18 protein-coding genes and 1 riboswitch are annotated in these 17453 nt (G+C 49.5%); of the genes, 3 read left to right on the top strand and 15 right to left on the bottom strand.

Annotated features, from left to right (window positions below):
- Positions 1-100: 100 nt before the first annotated feature.
- Together ACZ5DR_RS12785 and ACZ5DR_RS12780 are read right to left on the bottom strand one after the other, a co-directional pair.
- Positions 101-1006, bottom strand: coding sequence for a LysR family transcriptional regulator ArgP (locus ACZ5DR_RS12785; protein WP_377369923.1), 906 nt, complete (start codon positions 1004-1006; stop codon positions 101-103).
- 26 nt (positions 1007-1032) lie between these two features.
- On the bottom strand, positions 1033-2205 hold the full coding sequence (locus ACZ5DR_RS12780) for an aminotransferase-like domain-containing protein (protein WP_377369921.1): 1173 nt from the start codon (positions 2203-2205) through the stop codon (positions 1033-1035).
- 168 nt (positions 2206-2373) lie between these two features.
- Here ACZ5DR_RS12780 and ACZ5DR_RS12775 point away from each other — a divergent pair, with 168 nt between their 5' ends.
- Entirely contained in the window at positions 2374-3243 is an 870-nt protein-coding gene (locus ACZ5DR_RS12775) for an AraC family transcriptional regulator (protein WP_377369919.1), read from the top strand.
- A 97-nt stretch (positions 3244-3340) separates the two neighbouring features.
- A complete protein-coding gene (locus ACZ5DR_RS12770; RefSeq protein WP_377369917.1) occupies positions 3341-3958 on the top strand; it encodes a LysE/ArgO family amino acid transporter in 618 nt (205 codons plus the stop codon).
- Here ACZ5DR_RS12770 and ACZ5DR_RS12765 read toward each other — a convergent pair whose 3' ends face one another.
- The 5 genes from ACZ5DR_RS12765 to ACZ5DR_RS12745 all read right to left on the bottom strand — a co-directional run bounded on the left by ACZ5DR_RS12765 (position 3959) and on the right by ACZ5DR_RS12745 (position 9124).
- Positions 3959-4891 (bottom strand): nucleoside recognition domain-containing protein, encoded by a 933-nt coding sequence (locus ACZ5DR_RS12765; RefSeq protein ID WP_377369914.1) that lies wholly within the window; start codon positions 4889-4891, stop codon positions 3959-3961.
- A 152-nt stretch (positions 4892-5043) separates the two neighbouring features.
- Positions 5044-6420 (bottom strand): short-chain fatty acid transporter, encoded by a 1377-nt coding sequence (locus ACZ5DR_RS12760; protein WP_377369912.1) that lies wholly within the window; start codon positions 6418-6420, stop codon positions 5044-5046.
- An 86-nt stretch (positions 6421-6506) separates the two neighbouring features.
- Positions 6507-7688, bottom strand: a complete 1182-nt coding sequence (locus tag ACZ5DR_RS12755; RefSeq protein WP_377369910.1) for an acetyl-CoA C-acetyltransferase — start codon at positions 7686-7688, stop codon at positions 6507-6509.
- A 42-nt stretch (positions 7689-7730) separates the two neighbouring features.
- On the bottom strand, positions 7731-8390 hold the full coding sequence (locus tag ACZ5DR_RS12750) for a CoA transferase subunit B (protein ID WP_377369908.1): 660 nt from the start codon (positions 8388-8390) through the stop codon (positions 7731-7733).
- Positions 8391-8425: 35 nt separating this feature from the next.
- Complete coding sequence (locus ACZ5DR_RS12745) at positions 8426-9124, bottom strand: CoA transferase subunit A (protein WP_377369906.1); 699 nt, start codon at positions 9122-9124, stop codon at positions 8426-8428.
- A gap of 119 nt (positions 9125-9243) precedes the next feature.
- On the opposite strand from ACZ5DR_RS12745, the gene ACZ5DR_RS12740 reads away from it, so the two are divergent.
- On the top strand, positions 9244-10137 hold the full coding sequence (locus tag ACZ5DR_RS12740; protein ID WP_377369904.1) for a LysR family transcriptional regulator: 894 nt from the start codon (positions 9244-9246) through the stop codon (positions 10135-10137).
- Positions 10138-10184: 47 nt separating this feature from the next.
- On the opposite strand, the gene ACZ5DR_RS12735 is transcribed toward ACZ5DR_RS12740, so the two are convergent.
- From ACZ5DR_RS12735 to ACZ5DR_RS12700, 8 genes are all read right to left on the bottom strand, one after another.
- Positions 10185-11096: a DMT family transporter gene (locus ACZ5DR_RS12735; protein WP_377369902.1), complete on the bottom strand. Its 912-nt coding sequence runs from the start codon at positions 11094-11096 to the stop codon at positions 10185-10187.
- Positions 11097-11190: 94 nt separating this feature from the next.
- A complete protein-coding gene (locus ACZ5DR_RS12730; protein WP_377369900.1) occupies positions 11191-12570 on the bottom strand; it encodes an MFS transporter in 1380 nt (459 codons plus the stop codon).
- A 30-nt stretch (positions 12571-12600) separates the two neighbouring features.
- A complete protein-coding gene (locus tag ACZ5DR_RS12725; protein ID WP_377369898.1) occupies positions 12601-13269 on the bottom strand; it encodes an energy-coupling factor ABC transporter ATP-binding protein in 669 nt (222 codons plus the stop codon).
- Positions 13262-14047, bottom strand: a complete 786-nt coding sequence (gene cbiQ / locus ACZ5DR_RS12720; RefSeq protein ID WP_377369896.1) for a cobalt ECF transporter T component CbiQ — start codon at positions 14045-14047, stop codon at positions 13262-13264. Before cbiQ ends, ACZ5DR_RS12725 begins: the two co-directional genes overlap by 8 nt.
- Positions 14031-14681 (bottom strand): hypothetical protein, encoded by a 651-nt coding sequence (locus ACZ5DR_RS12715; protein WP_377369894.1) that lies wholly within the window; start codon positions 14679-14681, stop codon positions 14031-14033. The genes cbiQ and ACZ5DR_RS12715 overlap by 17 nt, the downstream gene beginning before the upstream one ends.
- Positions 14674-15294, bottom strand: coding sequence for a cobalt transporter CbiM (gene cbiM / locus ACZ5DR_RS12710; protein WP_377369892.1), 621 nt, complete (start codon positions 15292-15294; stop codon positions 14674-14676). The genes ACZ5DR_RS12715 and cbiM overlap by 8 nt, the downstream gene beginning before the upstream one ends.
- Before the next feature lie 15 nt (positions 15295-15309).
- The gene (locus ACZ5DR_RS12705; RefSeq protein WP_377369890.1) at positions 15310-16110 is read right to left on the bottom strand and encodes a DUF4198 domain-containing protein; all 801 of its coding nucleotides are present in this window, start codon (positions 16108-16110) and stop codon (positions 15310-15312) included.
- A gap of 93 nt (positions 16111-16203) precedes the next feature.
- Positions 16204-16420, bottom strand: a riboswitch (cobalamin riboswitch).
- A gap of 86 nt (positions 16421-16506) precedes the next feature.
- On the bottom strand, positions 16507-17442 hold the full coding sequence (locus tag ACZ5DR_RS12700; protein ID WP_377369888.1) for a LysR family transcriptional regulator: 936 nt from the start codon (positions 17440-17442) through the stop codon (positions 16507-16509).
- Positions 17443-17453: the final 11 nt, after the last annotated feature.

Below are 17453 nucleotides of genomic sequence, written 5' to 3'. Positions count from 1 at the left end.
GTATGTTTTGTCTGACTTTCGTCAATGCACTCCTAAAAACTAAACAGTTCAAACTCAAAAATCCAACTAATATTTTTTTACAATACAAAAAAATAATTTATCAATTAGCCACATTTATAAGGACATTCTGACCGTGATCCCAGAAAATACGGGTGAGATTCATTAACGTTGTTGATCTAATTGCCCCATGCTGCCAATAAAGAGGTACATCAACGGGGTTTGATTCATCTAGCATGGCCACTCGGTTTGAGCCTAAATCAGACTCAATCATGCACTCAGGGACCATACACCAGCCTAATCCTAGGGCCGCCGCCTCTACAAAGCCTTTCGAGGTAGGCAGGTAATGGGTTGGCGGAGATAAGATGTCATGGGTCTTGGATTTAATAAAACGGTTTTGCAATTCGTCTTTGCGGTTAAACACCATCATGGGCGCTTTAGCTAAGGCTTCTCGACTCACGCCCGCGGGAAAGTAACGTTTAATAAACTCAGGGGACGCGATGGCTTGATAGCGCATGGTGCCCAGCAAATGAATGTCACACCCTTGGATCGCTTTAGAGTCAGAAGTGATGGCACCAATCGCCGTACCATCCCGCAAGAGATCAAGAGAATGGTCTTGATCGTCCACCACCACATCAAACAAATAACCATACTGTCGGTTAAGCTCTGCTATGGCGGGCAGCACCCAAGTCTCTAAGGAGTCATCGTTGACGGCGATGGTCAGCCTGCGCGCCACAACATCGTCCCCTTGGTCTAGCTGAAAAGCCTCAAAGGCTTCCGCTTCCAGCACCTGCATGGACTTCACTCGACGTAACAGCAATTGACCTGCTTCCGTCGGACGACAAGGGGGCTGACGCACGATCAGCACCTGTCCCATGCGATCTTCCAAGGCTTTTACCCGTTGGGAGATGGCAGAGGACGTGACACAAAGGCGTTTCGCCGCCCCATCAAAGCTTCCCTCTTCTATAACTGCCGCAAACGCGGCCAATTGCGGATGCAAAAGACTCATTTCTATCCTTCTTGTAACGATCTGCCCTATTCGCCGCCGACGGCGGCTTTTGGAGCAAGTGATTTCAATACGCTCTCTAAACGCATGACGGCTTGCTCAAGTTTGTCAGGCGTAGCATTGGTAAAATTCAATCGTAACGCAGATTGACCTTTGTCACCGGAATAAAATACATCACTGGGCACAGCAGCGATGCCTTGGTCCAACAACCTATACGCTAAAGCCATGGTGTCGCAATCGGGTAAGGTTAACCAAACAAACATCCCCCCTTGTGTCGGCAAGGTACGACAGCCGTAATCTTCCAGAGCGGATAAGGCTTTCGCCAATACTTGGTAACGCCCTTGATACAGGTCACTTACTTTTGCCACATGGGCGTCAAAGTCTGGGTGTTCTAACAAGCCTAACAACATGGCCTGAACGGGCACACTGGAATGCAGGTCTGCCCCTTGCTTAACCTTGATTAAGGCATCCACCCAAGCCTCTGGCCCGGACACAACCCCCATCCGCAACCCAGGAGAGGCTATTTTAGAAAAGGAGCGTAATACCAAGGACTGATCTGGACAAAAGCTCGACACCATAGGTAACGCATCGCCACTAAAGCGTAAATCTCGATAAGGGGCGTCCTCGATCAAGGTCACCTGATAAGCCAGACAAAGCTCCGCTACCTTGTGTCGCGTGGCTAAGGACCAAGATACCCCTGTGGGATTATGAAAATCGGGGACGCCGTAAAATGCCTTGGGACGTTGCGTTGCAAAGCATACTTCTAAGGCCTCCAGATCCGGCCCCTCGTCCGTTTGCGGTACTTCCAAAATGCGAGCTTGTACCAAATCAAACACCTGCATGGCGCCAAGGTAGCTTGGTGCTTCCATAACAATCTTATCTTCTGGATCAAAGAAAGCCCGTGCGATGAGATCCAATCCTTGTTGGGAGCCCGTTGTTACTAATAGTTTATGATGATTCGGCACCTCATAACGGGCCGTTAAATGTTTCACCAAGGGCCCATAGCCTTGAGTTGGGCCATATTGAAACAATGAGACATCCTCAGGGATCTTAGTCATCACAGGCTTGAGAATATCGAGTGGGAAGGTTTTTTCGTCCGGCAATCCGCCTGCCAAAGAAATCACATTGGGATCGCTGGCCGCCGCTAATATTTCTCTGATAAAAGATGATTTCATGCGCAAAACCGGTGTCGACAACTTCATTGTATCCTTCCTTCGTTGGGTTAAGGGAGGCTTTATGCTACGGTTCTACCATCTAAAATAATTGTCCGTTTATGCTATAACTAATGTCCATTTATGCGATATACGTTGTCCATTTATGCTATTTTAGCGTTTTAACTTTTTTCAATTTTTAACAAGGCCATAAAGCGGATGTCAAAGCAGCACCTAAGCCGTATCAACGAAGTTTTGTTTTACATCCATCAGGACATCAGTCGTCCTTTGTCCGCAAAACAGCTTGCTGACATTGCCGCCTACTCTGAGCAACACTTTCACCGCTTGTTTAAGCAGATCGTAGGAGAATCCATCCACCAGTACATACGACGGGTGCGAATGGAATACGCTGCCAATCAGCTTATGTTTGATACCAGCTCTTCGGTGTTGGACATCGCCAATCGCTGTGGCTTTAGCTCAGCATCCTCTTTTAATAAAGCCTTTAAGAGCACCTTCCATTGCGCCCCATCCGCATGGCGCCAGCAGGATGAGCCCTCCACCGATAAGCCTTATTTAACGGACCCTGACGTGGCCCTTGGCTATCAGCGCATCAGTCATCAAACTTTACCTTCCCCTAAAATTATCGAGGTACCCTCTCGCTTGGTGGCCTACAAACGCCACCTTGGCTATGGGCGCTCCATTAAAGAAGCGTGGATGACCTTATTTGCTTGGGCCAATGCGGAACAGCGGGACACCTCTGGGCAATTTGGTTTGCATCACTCTAATCCAGCATGGGTGGAACTGAGCAAATGTCATTATGTGGCTTGCTTAGAAATCGACCGCCCTATCGGTCGCCAATCCCTCGTCAGTCAATTGACCATTCCTGCGGGACTGCACGCAGTGTTTCATTTAACAGGCAAGTATGGAGAGCTGCTGCCCCGCATTAGCCAAGTATTCGAAACCTGGCTACCAGCCTCTAAGTTCAAACTGCGTTCTACGCCGGGTTACGTGCGCTATCATAAAAACCAATTTATCGAAGCAGACGAAACCTTTGATCTTGAGTTCTATCTACCGATCAGTGTGTTCTAATTAGCTTTTCTTAACTTATCTAAGATTAATTAATTTTACTTACAATAACACCCATTGCATCATGCCCCCAGTTCATTGATTCAACTAGGGAACCTACATGCTTATTACCGCTATGCTATCGGGCTTTACCGCAGGCGCTGGACTCATTATCGCCATTGGCTCGCAAAACGCCTTTGTTCTGCGCCAAGGACTGCTAAGACATCACGTGGGTGTCATTGTCGCCATGACTTCCCTTAGCGATATGCTGTTGATTACTCTGGGGGTGGCAGGCATAGGCTTTTTAATCACTGAATGGCCCCAGTTGATAATAGCCTTGCAATACGGTGGTGCGGCGTTTCTCGCTTGGTATGGGCTGCTCGCCGCAAAACGAGCCATCACAGGCTCAGGGGCATTAGAAGCCAGTCAATCAGAAGCTCAAGCCTCCTTATCGAAAGTAGTACTCACCTGCTTAGCCTTCACCTTTTTAAACCCCCATGTGTATCTAGACACCATGGTGCTGTTGGGCAGCCTATCGACCCACTATATAGGATTAGGACAAATCGCATTTGCAGTGGGGGCTTGCCTCGCCAGTTTGGTGTGGTTTGTGGCGTTAGGTTATGGTGCGCGCTTATTGCGCCCCCTGTTTGGCAACCCTAACGCCTGGCGAGTATTAGACGGTTTTATCGCGGTATTTATGTTGCTGCTTAGCAGCTGGATGGCCTTTGGTACTCTTTAGCTAGTAAAACCAAACTAAATGGATCACCGCACGAACGAGCAATCCCAGTAACGCACCCAATATGGCATAACGAAACACCTTACCAATACGTGGGCCAATGGCTGAAAACAGCGCCAAGCCCACTAAATCCAATGGGTTACTGGCTAAACCAGCAATGATGTTTAAATCCCGTGGGGACAAGGTGCCATGTTGGGCTTGGTCAATGATCACACCTAGGTAAGCGGTCCCTCCCGCTACATATTTAGTGATAATGGGCAACACGGCTGCCCCAGGTAGACCAATGGCCTGAAAAGCCGGAGCCAGTAGATCCGTCAAAAATGCAATGACGTTTAAGTCTTTCAAAATGGTCAGAATAAAGATGGTAATGATCAACATCGGCAGCATACCGATGGCAATCTTCATCCCTTCCATGCCCCCGTCTGACAAGGATTGAACAATGGTTTTCTTAACAGCTGGCCCCTTTTCCACCACATCAATACTGTTGGCAGACGGAGACACATCACGCATCAGCACATAATAGGTAAACGCCGACGCAATGATACCGCCCACCAAGGACGAAAACAGCAATACCCAGATATTCAAGCCGTAGGCAATCAAAGGAAAGGAGATGTTACCCTGAGTCATGGTCATGACCAGAGCGATGGTAGCCGCCACTTTACGCTGATCGGGCTCCATGGCGTCCACTTTAATTAAGGCAGGAAACGGTGCCACAGAACTGACAAATAAAATCTTGATGGACGCGATAACCCCAATCCCTGATGCGCCAAAGGAATGGGTTACTTTCGACAGCTTAACTGAGAGCCAGGCCAACAGGCCCTTGTTCTCAAGCACCTTCATTAAGCCTCCCATCACCACAGTGATAGGTAGCATCAAATACAACACAAGATCGATGGCCAAACGACCTGAACTTTCGATGTTTGTAATAAATTCCATTTCGTCCTTCTTACTGCCCGCGCCACATGACTCGTTTAACAAGAGTAACAGTATACGCCAACCTTATTGGCAATACTTGTATCACGGCGCCAAACGAAAAAAAGCGCCCGATTACTCGGACGCTTGGTTAACGAAGGAGCGGAATAACTTCGTTAGAAAATCAGTAGGCCAAGGCCGATTACGACACCTGAACCTAACAATGCAAGTAAGCAGTAGCCCATCACGTCTTTCGCACCAAGACCTGCGATGGCTAATGCTGGCAACGCCCAGAACGGCTGGATCATGTTAGTCCAAGCGTCACCCCAAGCAATCGCCATGGCGGTTTTCGCCGCATCAACACCCAGCTCTGCCCCTGCTGGCATCATCACCGGTGCCTGTACTGCCCATTGACCACCACCAGACGGTACAAAGAAGTTCACAATGCCCGCACTTAAGAAAGTGAATAGTGGAAACGTAGTTTCATTAGAGATGGCCACAAACCCTTGAGAGATAAGACTGGCAAGACTGTCCCCAGTGCTGCCCACTGCCGTCATCATGCCCATGATGCCCGCGTAGAATGGGAATTGAAGCAAGATTCCAGAACAGTTTCTCGCACCGTCCGATACCTCTGACAACAAGCTCTTAGGTGTGCCATGAAGTAAAATGGCGGTGAACAAGAACACAAAGTTAACAATGTTTAGGTTAAGCGCGAAGCCATTTTTTATGAAATACACCACCACAAACACATAACCCATTAGACCGATCAAACCAGACAACACACGGCTGTTTTCCATGCGCTCTGCGGGGGTCATGTTAGCCTTGTCTAAGGGTTGCTCAGGGTTCTTGTCGATCAGCTCAGAGGTATCAAACTCGATGGTATCCTGTGGCGCTGGGTGCATGAAGCGGTTCAACACTGGGATGGTCACCAACATCACCAGCAAGATGGTAATGTTCATGGGAGAGAAAATGGTTTCCGACGTCGGAATGGCAGAGGTTACCGCACCATTGGTAACGGCTTCAATGTTTGAGCCACTGGCAATGGCTAATGGAATCGAGCCTGATAGGCCAGCATGCCAAAATAAGAAACCGCTGTATGCGGAGGCAATCAATAGACGGTAATCCACACCGCGTACTTTGGCGGCTAATTCACGGGCAAAGATGGCCCCAACAACAAGGCCAAAACCCCAGTTTACCCAACAGGCAATGGCACTGGTAACAGTGACGAGTAAGATGGCTTGGCTTGGGGTTTTGGCAATGCCTGCCATCATGGCAAGTTTGCGCTTAAAGGCGGGCGCGCTCGCCATAGCATGACCTGTTACCACAACCATAGCCATCTGCATGGAAAAGCTAAGTAGCTTCCAGAAGCCACCGGCCCATGCTTCAACCACCTGAACGGGGCCTTGGCCAGTACTTGGCATCACCAATGCAAACACCACAAGGGTCAGAACGATGGCAAAGATAAAAGGATCCGGCAGGTATCTTTGCAGGAGCGTCACGAAGAAATAGCTTAACCGCTGCAACGCAGTTTTTTGTGTCGTCAATTGAGACATGGTTTTTCCCTATTTTATAGTTATTTTAGGCAGGGCTTGTGGCCCTTTTTTAGTTTTTCATTTTTAGTGCTTAGCGCTGAACTGGCTTAATGTGCTTGGCTGATCAACATGGCAACACCCATGCCACCACCAATACACAAGGTCGCAAGTCCTTTTTCTGCTTTTTGCTTTTGCATTTCATGAATCAGTGACACCAACACGCGGCAACCTGAGGCACCGATGGGATGTCCTAGGGCAATCGCACCGCCATTGACGTTGACGCGATCAGCGGTCAGTCCTAACTCTTGGCTGACACATAGAGCCTGTACCGCAAAGGCTTCATTGGCCTCAATGAGATCCAGATCTTTTACTTCCCACTGGGCTTTGCTTAACGCTTTTTGGCTCGCAGTAATGGGGCCTGTACCCATGATTTGTGGATCAACCCCTGACGTGGCTGAGCCTTCGATGGTGGCTAAGATTGGCAAGCCCAAACGTTTTGCTTCTTCATCCGTAGTGACCACGACCATGGCTGCGCCGTCGTTCAGGGTCGAAGCGTTGCCTGCGGTCACCGAGCCAGTTTTAGTGAACGCAGGACGCAGACCACTCAAGGACTCCGCACTGCTATTGGGACGAATTTGTTCGTCTTCGCTCACTACAATGGGATCCCCTTTTCGTTGGGGGATAGCGATGGGCAAGATCTCTTCTTGAAAGCGTCCTGAGGCTTGAGCCTTGGCAGCTCTTTGCTGAGACATGGCCGCAAAGGCGTCTTGTTGCTCTCGAGTGATCTGCCATTGATCGGCAATGTTTTCGGCGGTTTGACCCATATGGTAATCATGGAAGGCATCCCAAAGGCCATCACTGATCATGGTATCAATCATGTTCCAGTGGCCCATTTTTTTGCCACCGCGGCTATTAGGTAATACATGAGGCGCTTGGCTCATGCTTTCTTGTCCGCCCGCGACCACCACTTTAGCGTCCCCATTGAGCACCGCTTGCGCCGCCAATTGAACCGCTTTAAGCCCTGAGCCACAGACCATGTTCACCGTCATGGCTGAGATATGATTAGGCAAGCCAGCATTTAACGCGGTTTGTCGAGCTGGATTCTGGCCACAGCCAGCGGCTAACACTTGACCTAGGATCACCTCGTCAATCTGCTTCACTAGGGCTGGATGCTTTTTCAGTAAGCCTTGCAATACTTGTGTGCCGATCTGAACCGCAGACAGAGGTGACAATGCCCCTTGAAATGCGCCAATAGCACTACGACCTGCTGCAACAATCACTGCTTTCATGGTCGATTCTCCTTGTCTCGTTGTCTTGTCAAAAGACGCTGCTTACGCAACCGCCATTTCTGGGACATGATCTGGGATCACCAGCTTGCCCGCTGTTTTTTCTTGGATCTCTTCAACCGATACGCCCGGTGCTCGCTCTTTTAGTACGAACGCCCCGTCTTCGATTTCGATCCATGCTAGATCCGTTAGCACTTTTTTAATGCAGCCTTTGCCGGTCAAAGGTAAAGCACAATCCGCCAAAAGCTTAGATTCACCGGTCTTTGATGCGTGGGTCATGGTCACAATGATGTTGTCCGCACCAGCCACCAAATCCATAGCGCCTCCCATGCCTTTCACAAGCTTGTTGGGAATCATCCAAGACGCAATATTGCCGTGTACATCCACTTCAAATGCGCCTAATACGGTGAGGTCCACATGACCACCGCGTATCATGGCAAAGGATTCTGCTGAGGAGAAAATCGATGCACCCTTGATCGCCGTAACCGTTTGCTTACCCGCGTTAATCATGTCTGCATCCAGTTGATCTTCGGTTGGGAACGCCCCCATACCCAGTAGACCGTTTTCTGATTGCAACATAACTTCCATGCCTTCAGGCACATAGTTGGCCACCAAAGTGGGGATGCCGATACCTAGGTTTACGTAAAAACCATCACGTAACTCTTGGGCCACACGTTGTGCCATTTGTTCTCTTGAAAGAGCCATAGCCACCTCTTGTTTTTGTTTAAATGGATAAATCGTTATGAGCGTACTGCGACTTTCTCAATGCGCTTTTCAAATGTGCCTTTGATCACACGGTTTACGTAGATACCCGGCGTATGAATTTGAGTAGGTTCTAGCTCCCCTACTTCTACGATCTCTTCCACTTCTACAACGGTAATCTTGCCTGCGGTGGCCGCGAGAGGGTTGAAGTTCTGTGCAGTATGGCGATATACCACGTTGCCAAAGCGGTCGGCTTTCCAGCCTTTCACAATGGCAAAATCACCTTTAATGGCGGGCTCAAGCAGATACTCTCTGCCATCAATTACACGGGTTTCTTTGCCTTCCGCCACTGGGGTACCCACACCTGTTGCGGTGTAAAATGCAGGAATACCTGCGCCGCCAGCGCGAATCTTTTCGGCCAATGTGCCTTGAGGGGTCAACACAACGTCGATCTCGCCGCTAAGCAGTTGCTGCTCGAACAGGTTGTTTTCACCCACATAGGACGCGATCATTTTTTGGATTTGTTTGTCTTCAAGCAAGATACCGAGTCCGAACCCGTCGGAACCACAGTTGTTGGACACTACGGTCAATTGCTTAGTTTGACGACGCTTAATCTCTGCGATTAAGTTCTCTGGGATACCGCAAAGGCCAAAGCCTCCGGCGATTATGGTCATGCCATCTTCCAGGCCATCCATGGCCTCTTCGTAAGATGTAACTACTTTGTCAAAACCTGCCATCACGACTCCTAATTATTATTGTGCGATGAATACTGTCTGGAATGTCTATGGCAAACAGTTTGACTTATCAGTTCGGATTAATTAATTTTATTTTTCATATATATTGATAAATAAATCAAATGAATATCAAGCAAATCAAGGCCTTTTTGGCGGTGGCTGAGTCCCTTAGCTTTGCCCAAGCAGCCCATCAATTACACCTTTCTCAACCTGCTCTAAGCCTTGCTGTTAAAGGCTTGGAAGACTCCTTGGGAGGCAAGTTACTGACCCGCACCACACGCACTATTTCCCTGACTCCAGAAGGGGATGCCCTAGTCCCCATCGCAAGGCGGCTGTTAGCACAATGGCAGGATGCGGAAGACGAAATGAAGCAACGCTTCGCTTTGCAGCTAGGCAAAATATCCATTGCAGCCATGCCCTCCTTTGCAGGCTCTTTGCTTCCCAAAGCCATCCAGCAATATCATCAGCGCTTTCCAAACATTCAAATCGCCATCGACGATGTCCTGTCAGACATGGTGGTGGAGCGAGTGGCAAACAACAGTGTGGAATTGGGGGTGACCTTTGAACCCAATCAAGCGGAAGGTCTAACGTTTTACCCCCTTTATCGAGATGAATTCATCGCCATTCTGCCTCAGGGACATGTGTTAGCAGAGCAAACGGAACTCACTTGGCAGGCGCTGTTAGCATACGATTTTATTACTCTGCAGCGACCATCGAGCGTGCGTACCATGATTGAAAAAAGCCTGAAAGACGCCCAGATTGATTTAGCCGTGGCATTTGATGCTCACCAACTTACGACGGTAGTGAGAATGGTCAGTGAAGGAATGGGGGTAGCGGTTGTCCCCGCAACCTGTCGTCAGCAAATCAGGGAACAGGGGGTACTGGAACGCCCTATTACCCATCCGACGATTGAGCGAACCGTGGGGGTCATCTGTAAACCTCGATCCATGTTATCCATCGCTGCTGCCGCTATGCTCGACACGCTTGTGGATGCCTACGCTCATACTCAACAATAAGCTGAGATGGCAAATCCTGGCTGGAAAACTGAAAATAGCAGAAAGCATCAATCCGCCTGCTTGATCGATGCTTTTTTGCTTTTGGGGCGCACTTCACTGAGCAATAACCCCGCCACCACAAACACGCCCCCAAGCATGGCAATGGCAGGCAAACGCTCCCCTGCAATACGACCCACAATGCCCGCCCAAACAGGCTCTCCCGCATAAATAATAGCGGCGGTAGAAGACTCCACACTGCGTTGCGCCCAGTTCATCGTGAGTTGGATCAAAGCACTGGCAAGCCCTAAGCCCACAATTAATCCCGTCAACTCCCAGGAAAAATCAGGCAACTGGGTTTCCCCCACAAACGGCATGGCAATAAAGGCAAAGATCCCTGCAAATAAAAGCTGCAGGATGGTGACATTTTTGAGATTCACATGGGGCGCGAAGTGGCTAATAAAGATGATTTCAAACGCCAACGCTATGGTGCCAAACGCTGTGATCACATGACCAAAATTCAGAGTCTGAGCACTGCTACCCACCCCAGATAACAGCATCAAACCTACAAATGCCACCAAGGCTCCCACACAGGTCATGTAATGGGGCACCTTTTTAAACACCATAAAGACAATCATTGGCACCAAGGGGACATATAACGCCGTAATAAACGCCGATTCACTACTGGTAATGTATTGCAAGCCCGTGGTTTGAGAGCCATAGCCCAGGGTAATGGACGCTCCAATGGCCATGGCTGCAACCACATCTGCACGACTGATGCGGCGCAAGGAATGATAAGAGATTAACGCAATGGCAAGAGAGGCTGCGGTAAAACGACTGCCCACAAAAAACATCGGCGTACTTAATGTGAGACCCACTTTAATCACGTAAAACGTGCCACCCCACACCATAGTGACTAGCACCATGGCTAATTTTGGGCCCAGCAATCTAGCCATTAAAGGGTGAGACAACACAGAAGACATAACCAACAACCTTGCCGAAAAGGCTCCTATACTGCCTGAGCGCGGCCTGAAAGGCTACGCCCTCACCTTTGAATCCAATTTTATAGGGGGTCAGCTAGGGTCTTGGCCAGTGCACATGGTGTTCGTCAATGACAAACTTATGCCGGTGTCGTTGCTTACTGTGATAATGGGGATGAATATGGGGCTCAGGGCCTTCCCAGCCTTGATGCTCATGCTGATGATGTTCATCGTGAACGTGGGGGTGTAAATGCTCCATGGCCGGATGTTCATGCCATAGGGTCTGTTGATCATCATGACGCCAAACCACCCATGCCAAAATGGTCGCGGCACCCGCTAACACAGCCAAACCTAAGAAGGCTCCGTTGATACCAAAGCGACTACCAAACCAGCCAGCTAGAAAATAGCCCAGCAACCACATGCCGTGAGTTAGAGCGAAATTTGCGGAGAAATAATCATTGCGATCACTCTCTTTACAGGAATGTCGAACCACCCGCCCCGTGGGAATCAAGATCAAGCTAGAGCCGAAACCAATGACCGCCCATAAGGGCATCATTTGCCAATAATTCGGCTCCCCTAGCCCAGCGAGTAAGGCCACTGTCAATAATCCAGCGCCACTAAGCATGACCCTTCGATCAGACCAATGATCTAGCACACTGGGCAAGATAAATGCCGCCAACATAGAACCCACACCCGCGGCCAGCATGAGCATAGGGACAAACTCCTCTCCCATGCCAAGCTTTACTCGCACATACACGACACTGTTGACGATCACCATAGCACCTGCTGCAGATAACACTAGGTTAAGTAGCAACACACCCCGTAAGCGTGGCGTCTTAAGGTAACTTTTTACGCCAAAAGTGACCCGTTGCCAGATCCCACCACTGCGATCACTTAAGGCCCCTTTGGGCAATGCTGCTGACAACAAACAACACGCCGCTAACACAAAGGCGATGGCATTTAATTCAAATAACAACTGATAGCTGGTGAACAATAATAAAAAGGCCGCCAATGCCGGGCTAAACAAGCTCTCCATCTCCATGGCAAGGCGAGATAAGGTCAACGCACGAGTGTAATCTTTGTCATCGGGTAAGACATCTGGCAGCAGGGCTTGATACACCGGGGTGTAGCCCGCCGCCATACTATTCAGGAGAAACATTATTAAGAAAAATTGCCAGACCTGATCGCAAAATGGCAGCAGTGCCACCAAACAAGCACGCCCCACATTCAGACCCGCAAGCCAAGCCTTGCGGGGCAACTGGCTGGCGTATCCCCCAACCACAGGCGCCACCAGTAAATAGGCCACCATCTTGATGGACAAAGCGATGCCCAATACCCAACCAGCCTGACTGGGGTCCAACTTAAAGGCAAGGAGCGCCAGCGCAACTGTGGTCAAACCCGTACCTAATAAAGACGTCACTTGTCCTAAAAATAGCCACCGAAACGTGGCGATTTTAAGTGGCTGAAGCATCTCCATTTCAAGCCTCCAAAACTAAAGTATGAACGATTAACGTCTTTGATCAACCAGCTTTCCGTCGACCAAGGTAACTTCCCGAGTGGCAAGTTGAGTCACCAGATCTCCATCGTGGGAAATAATCACCATCGCTTGAGGTAAGCATAGCAAGGTATCAATTAAACGCTGTCGTGCTTGGGTATCCAAGGCATTGCTCGGCTCATCCAGCAGTAACACATCAGGCTCCATGGCAAGCACAGACGCTAGGGTGATCATGCGCTTTTCTCCCCCAGAAAGCTGATGAGTAATACGCTCCTCAAACCCCGCCATCCCCAAAGAGGCCAACGTTTGCTTAGCAATCTCTAACGCTTGATTACGGGTTTTACCCAGATTCAATGGCCCAAAGGCCACGTCTTCCAACACCGTGGGACAAAACAACTGATCGTCAGGATCCTGAAATAAAAACCCGGCCCGAGCGCGCACTTCAACGAACTCTTTTTCCACATTGCGCTCTGCACCAAAGGCCCAAACCTGACCCGCCTTCGGCTTTTTCAACCCTACCAGAAGATGCAAAAAGGTGGTTTTACCTGCCCCATTTGGCCCAGTCAACGCGACTCGCTCGCCTTTCTTTAAGGTGAAATCCACCTGATCTAACACCACCCCACGTCGTGGATAACGATAACTAAGACCCATAACACTGATTAAAGCATCTGACTCAACCATAAAAATTCAGTCCAATTAAAAGGGTCAATAACACACTAAAAAAGCCACTAAACACAACGTCTGACCGTGTGACTCTCATGTCATCATAGAGGTAAAACTTGCCTTGATAACCTCGGCACTTCATGGCGTCCATGATACGTTCCGAGCGCTCAATGGAGTGCACCAACAGCATGCCGACTAAATAACCGATGGAGCGCCAAGTATGGCGATTGGTCGAAAGGACAAAGGCTCTTGCCTGCATGGCACGGCGCATGCGCTTATATTCTTGCCCAATCACATCCAAGTAACGCACAGTAAAAAGCATCAAATGCACCAGTTTATCTGGCACTCGCAACCGCGCCAAGGCATGACCTAGATGACTAGCACTCAAGGTTCCCAGCAAGGCTAATAATGCCAACACCACCGCATGGGCCTTAAGTAAAATCATCAAAGCATGCAAAAAACCGGCTTTGCTGGCAGACAAGCCAAGCAGGGTAAACCATGTTTCTCCTGGAGTCGTAAAAGGCAACAGAATGATCAAAAAGATCATAAACATGTCCATGGCGATGACCCGTCTCAAGGTACGCCTTAGATTTAACCGAGCCATCAAGGCCAATATCAGTGCCACACCCACCCCTGCGGTGAGTGCTATAAAGCTATGGGACAAGACCACGGTAAGGGCAAAAGCACACACCAACACCACCCGCACTCTGGGATCCAGACGGTCAATGGGAGACGGTCGATGTTTAACGGTCTGCCCTTGCCATGAGGTACCACTGTGCTCAAGATACTGAGGCATTATCCGTATCCTGCTGAGTGGTTTTTGGCTTGTTAGCGTTTAATTGTTGCTGACGGTGTCGCCACCAAATGCCTAACCCACAAAGCCCAAAAATGTATCCGATTCCCCCAATGATATCCTGAAGACCCGCTTTGGCTTGGTAAGCGGCCAATTCTTGGCGTAGAGGTTTTACCTGCTTGGCTACAGCGGCTTCAATCATTTCTGATAATTGAGCGTGATCAGTAGAGTTCACCGTTCCCCCTTGGCTGCTGGAGACGGGTTGAGATTGCCTTTTAGCCCCGCTCCCGCCCCCAAGAGAAGCCGGAAGCTGATCTGCAGGCAACAGCATCTCTGCCACATGCCCCGCACTCAGATTTGCATAAAATGCATAATCCATACGCTCAGAGGCTTGATAGGAAAACAGCCCCTCTCCATCGGTCTTAACACGATCTAGCTCATTTCCTTGTGCATCCGAGACAATCACCTCGGTGCCTTCAGGGGCCATATCTCCATTGGAAAAGCCAATCTCACCTTCGATGGTTGAGCCAATGGCATACACCCCACTGATGACGTTATGGGCATGAGCATTGTAAGACAGGCATATGAGCATCAGACAAGCCAGCCTTTGGCCCGTTGCAATCAATCCCTTAGCCATACACACGCTCCTCGTCTAGACCGAGGAATTCAGGCTTCACCTTACGAATCAGCAACACCGCCGCCGCGGTCACAAAACCTTCCACCACCATCACCGGAATATGAGCAACAAAGGTCGCTTTCGCCGCCAACACAAAGGCTTCCCCTGACATCATCAATGACAAGGCCACCATTAGGGTCGTGACAATGATGGCGCCCGCCCCGCCTATGGCTCCCCACACAGCAGCCACTTTGGGAGAGGACGCACTGATCCCATGACGACACAGGTAATACATCAACACCGCTGGCAAGGCGATATTAAGGGTGTTCACACCGAGCACCACAAAACCGCCAAAGCCAAAAAACACGGCTTGTAAAAACAAAGCTACTAATAACGCAGGGAACGCCGCCCATCCCAGAGCCAATCCAATCAAGCCATTTAAAATCAAATGCACACTGGAAAAACCAATGGGTAAATGAATGTAAGAAGCGATAAAAAAGGCAGCGGACAACACGCCAACCTGCGGCAAATGGTCATAGTCCATCTTCTTCAGACCCAAGGCGACGCCACCCAAGGTCAGTATGGCCCCTGTCGCCACCACGGGGATAGACAAAGCCCCATCAACTATATGCATGATGTCTTTCTCTGGTTAATTAACAGGATGGGCTTGCACCCAGATGACCGCATCTTGCGATAACTCTTTTCCTTGGTATTCGGTATCAGTGCCTACCCCAAGGGCAGCAAAGCCCCACTGCCCAGCCTTAGGAATGCCAAAGGTAAAGGTGCCATTGGCATCGGCAAAAAGAGTCATAGTGATAAAGGCATCCGCAGGAGGCTCAATTTTTGCCTCTTGAGCAAAGCCATTGGTCGCCATATCAGGCTCGTAGTTCACGTATTCCACTTCAATCTCTGCAAAAGGGACAGGTTCACCTTCGCTTCTGACGACACCGGTAAACGTGCCTCCTTCGTAAATGGCATAGGGCTTAGTCAAAGGCACGATTTCAGCCTTTAAGCCAAAATCTTGATTCCAGTCTGTTGGCAAACTGCCCACGTTGACGATGGATTTGGTGATCTGCTGGATATAGATATCTTCCGACGCTTCGTAATACGGCGCCATCTCATAGATGAACACGTAATCCCCCAAGCCACGCAAGCGTACATCTGCCTCATAGGCATCACCTGTATTGCTTGCACTGGTCCATTTGGCAGGCTTGACCGAGTTCAATAGATCCGTGGTCTTGCCTTTTTTAACCATATAAAAGGCCTGCGGCGGATCCACCGCCATCACATGCCCGCTTTCGGACGGATGGGTAAAAGGCAACTTTAAGGTGATCTGACCGCCGCTATCACGCAGTAGCTCCGGGGTATAAAGCATTTGAAAATGCGCTGACGCAGCACTGGCGTACACGCCCGCACCGGCCATCAAAGACAGGGTAAATTGTTTAAACAAAAGTACTCTCCAACAATATAAAACGTCGGAGTTGGGAGGATAAGTATTCTCAGCAGCGATGCATCCTTACTCGGTGAAGCCCTCCGCAACACCATGGTAAATCCTCATCAGGCTGGTATCCGGACTCATCAGCATGAGACTTAAATGCTCACAGTCCCCTCACCTTCCCATGACGAGCACAGTGGTCTTTGAAGGGGGCATAACCGATTTACCGTTGCGGGGGCAGTGTTGGGATAGCCACTAAATAGCGCACCAACTTCCCGAGTCTAAAAGACTTGTACAAAGTACGACCTAACGAATCCTAATAAGGTACGTTTGGCTCAAGCAAATTGCAACTGCGCGGTTTTGTCATTGGGATGAGTAGAATGCATACACCCGCCCCAATGTCCCGAACCCCTAAGGAAACTCTAAACTGCCTAAATACTCCTGAAACTCCCCAATCACCCTTTTCATTTCCACCTTAACATTATTCAGCAAGGGGGATTCCCGCCCTATTGCTTGGCAAAGGTATAAATCAGAGGTAATACCCGGAGGCAGATCAATGGCACGGAAACACAGATTTTCCATTCGTTGAGCACAGGCTGACATGGGCACTAATGCCAACCCAAGTCCCTGATTTACCATGGCCAGCATGGTTTGGGTCTGGGAGACTTCTTGGACAATGGTAGGCTGGGAATGGGTTAAAGCAAACAGAGCTTGATGCACCTTATGCAGCACCCCGCCTCGATACCATGAATACCCCACAAAGGGTTGTCCATCTAAATCCTGCATGGTCACTTTCGGCTGCACCGCCAAAGGATGATCCTTATGCACCACCAAGATGAGGTCTTCGGTCAGTACTCTAACGGACTCAATATCCTTGCCTGATTCATGGCTGCGGGTTAAACCAAAGTCAATTTCCCCACGGCGCAGCCCTTCAATGATTTCATAACTCATCATTTCCACCGATCGAATGGAAATGGTAGGCAAGGATTTATTCAGCTCAGACACCACTTTGGGCATCACGTCGATGGCGGAAGAAGGCACTGCCCCCACATGAACTTCTCCTAGTTCGCCACGCTCGGCCTGTCGGGCTTTAAGCACAGAATGCTCAGTACTGAGAAGAATTTCGGTGGCACTTTTGTACAGGCTTTCCCCTGCTGGGGTGAGTGTGACATTGCGGTTGGTTCGCTCAAATAAGCGACAACCAACGGCGTGCTCAAGCAGCTGAACCTGCCGTGATAAGGGAGGTTGCGTCATGTTTAATCGAACAGCCGCTTTGCGAAAATTCAGCTCTTTCGCCACCGCAACAAAGCAACGCAATTGATGTAATTCAATGTTTCCACTGGCCATGGTGTGATCCT

It is taken from the genome of Marinomonas vaga (assembly GCF_055388305.1).
Note: the sequence above shows the minus strand (reverse complement) of the source record. Positions and strands in the feature narration are given on the sequence as shown.

Coding starts and splice junctions, on each gene's coding strand:
- ACZ5DR_RS12785 (WP_377369923.1), bottom strand. CDS start 1,006: ATGAGTCTTTTGCATCCGCAATTGGCCGCGTTTGCGGCAGTTATAGAA.
- ACZ5DR_RS12780 (WP_377369921.1), bottom strand. CDS start 2,205: ATGAAGTTGTCGACACCGGTTTTGCGCATGAAATCATCTTTTATCAGA.
- ACZ5DR_RS12775 (WP_377369919.1), top strand. CDS start 2,374: ATGTCAAAGCAGCACCTAAGCCGTATCAACGAAGTTTTGTTTTACATC.
- ACZ5DR_RS12770 (WP_377369917.1), top strand. CDS start 3,341: ATGCTTATTACCGCTATGCTATCGGGCTTTACCGCAGGCGCTGGACTC.
- ACZ5DR_RS12765 (WP_377369914.1), bottom strand. CDS start 4,891: ATGGAATTTATTACAAACATCGAAAGTTCAGGTCGTTTGGCCATCGAT.
- ACZ5DR_RS12760 (WP_377369912.1), bottom strand. CDS start 6,420: ATGTCTCAATTGACGACACAAAAAACTGCGTTGCAGCGGTTAAGCTAT.
- ACZ5DR_RS12755 (WP_377369910.1), bottom strand. CDS start 7,688: ATGAAAGCAGTGATTGTTGCAGCAGGTCGTAGTGCTATTGGCGCATTT.
- ACZ5DR_RS12750 (WP_377369908.1), bottom strand. CDS start 8,390: ATGGCTCTTTCAAGAGAACAAATGGCACAACGTGTGGCCCAAGAGTTA.
- ACZ5DR_RS12745 (WP_377369906.1), bottom strand. CDS start 9,124: ATGGCAGGTTTTGACAAAGTAGTTACATCTTACGAAGAGGCCATGGAT.
- ACZ5DR_RS12740 (WP_377369904.1), top strand. CDS start 9,244: ATGAATATCAAGCAAATCAAGGCCTTTTTGGCGGTGGCTGAGTCCCTT.
- ACZ5DR_RS12735 (WP_377369902.1), bottom strand. CDS start 11,096: ATGTCTTCTGTGTTGTCTCACCCTTTAATGGCTAGATTGCTGGGCCCA.
- ACZ5DR_RS12730 (WP_377369900.1), bottom strand. CDS start 12,570: ATGGAGATGCTTCAGCCACTTAAAATCGCCACGTTTCGGTGGCTATTT.
- ACZ5DR_RS12725 (WP_377369898.1), bottom strand. CDS start 13,269: ATGGTTGAGTCAGATGCTTTAATCAGTGTTATGGGTCTTAGTTATCGT.
- cbiQ (WP_377369896.1), bottom strand. CDS start 14,047: ATGCCTCAGTATCTTGAGCACAGTGGTACCTCATGGCAAGGGCAGACC.
- ACZ5DR_RS12715 (WP_377369894.1), bottom strand. CDS start 14,681: ATGGCTAAGGGATTGATTGCAACGGGCCAAAGGCTGGCTTGTCTGATG.
- cbiM (WP_377369892.1), bottom strand. CDS start 15,294: ATGCATATAGTTGATGGGGCTTTGTCTATCCCCGTGGTGGCGACAGGG.
- ACZ5DR_RS12700 (WP_377369888.1), bottom strand. CDS start 17,442: ATGGCCAGTGGAAACATTGAATTACATCAATTGCGTTGCTTTGTTGCG.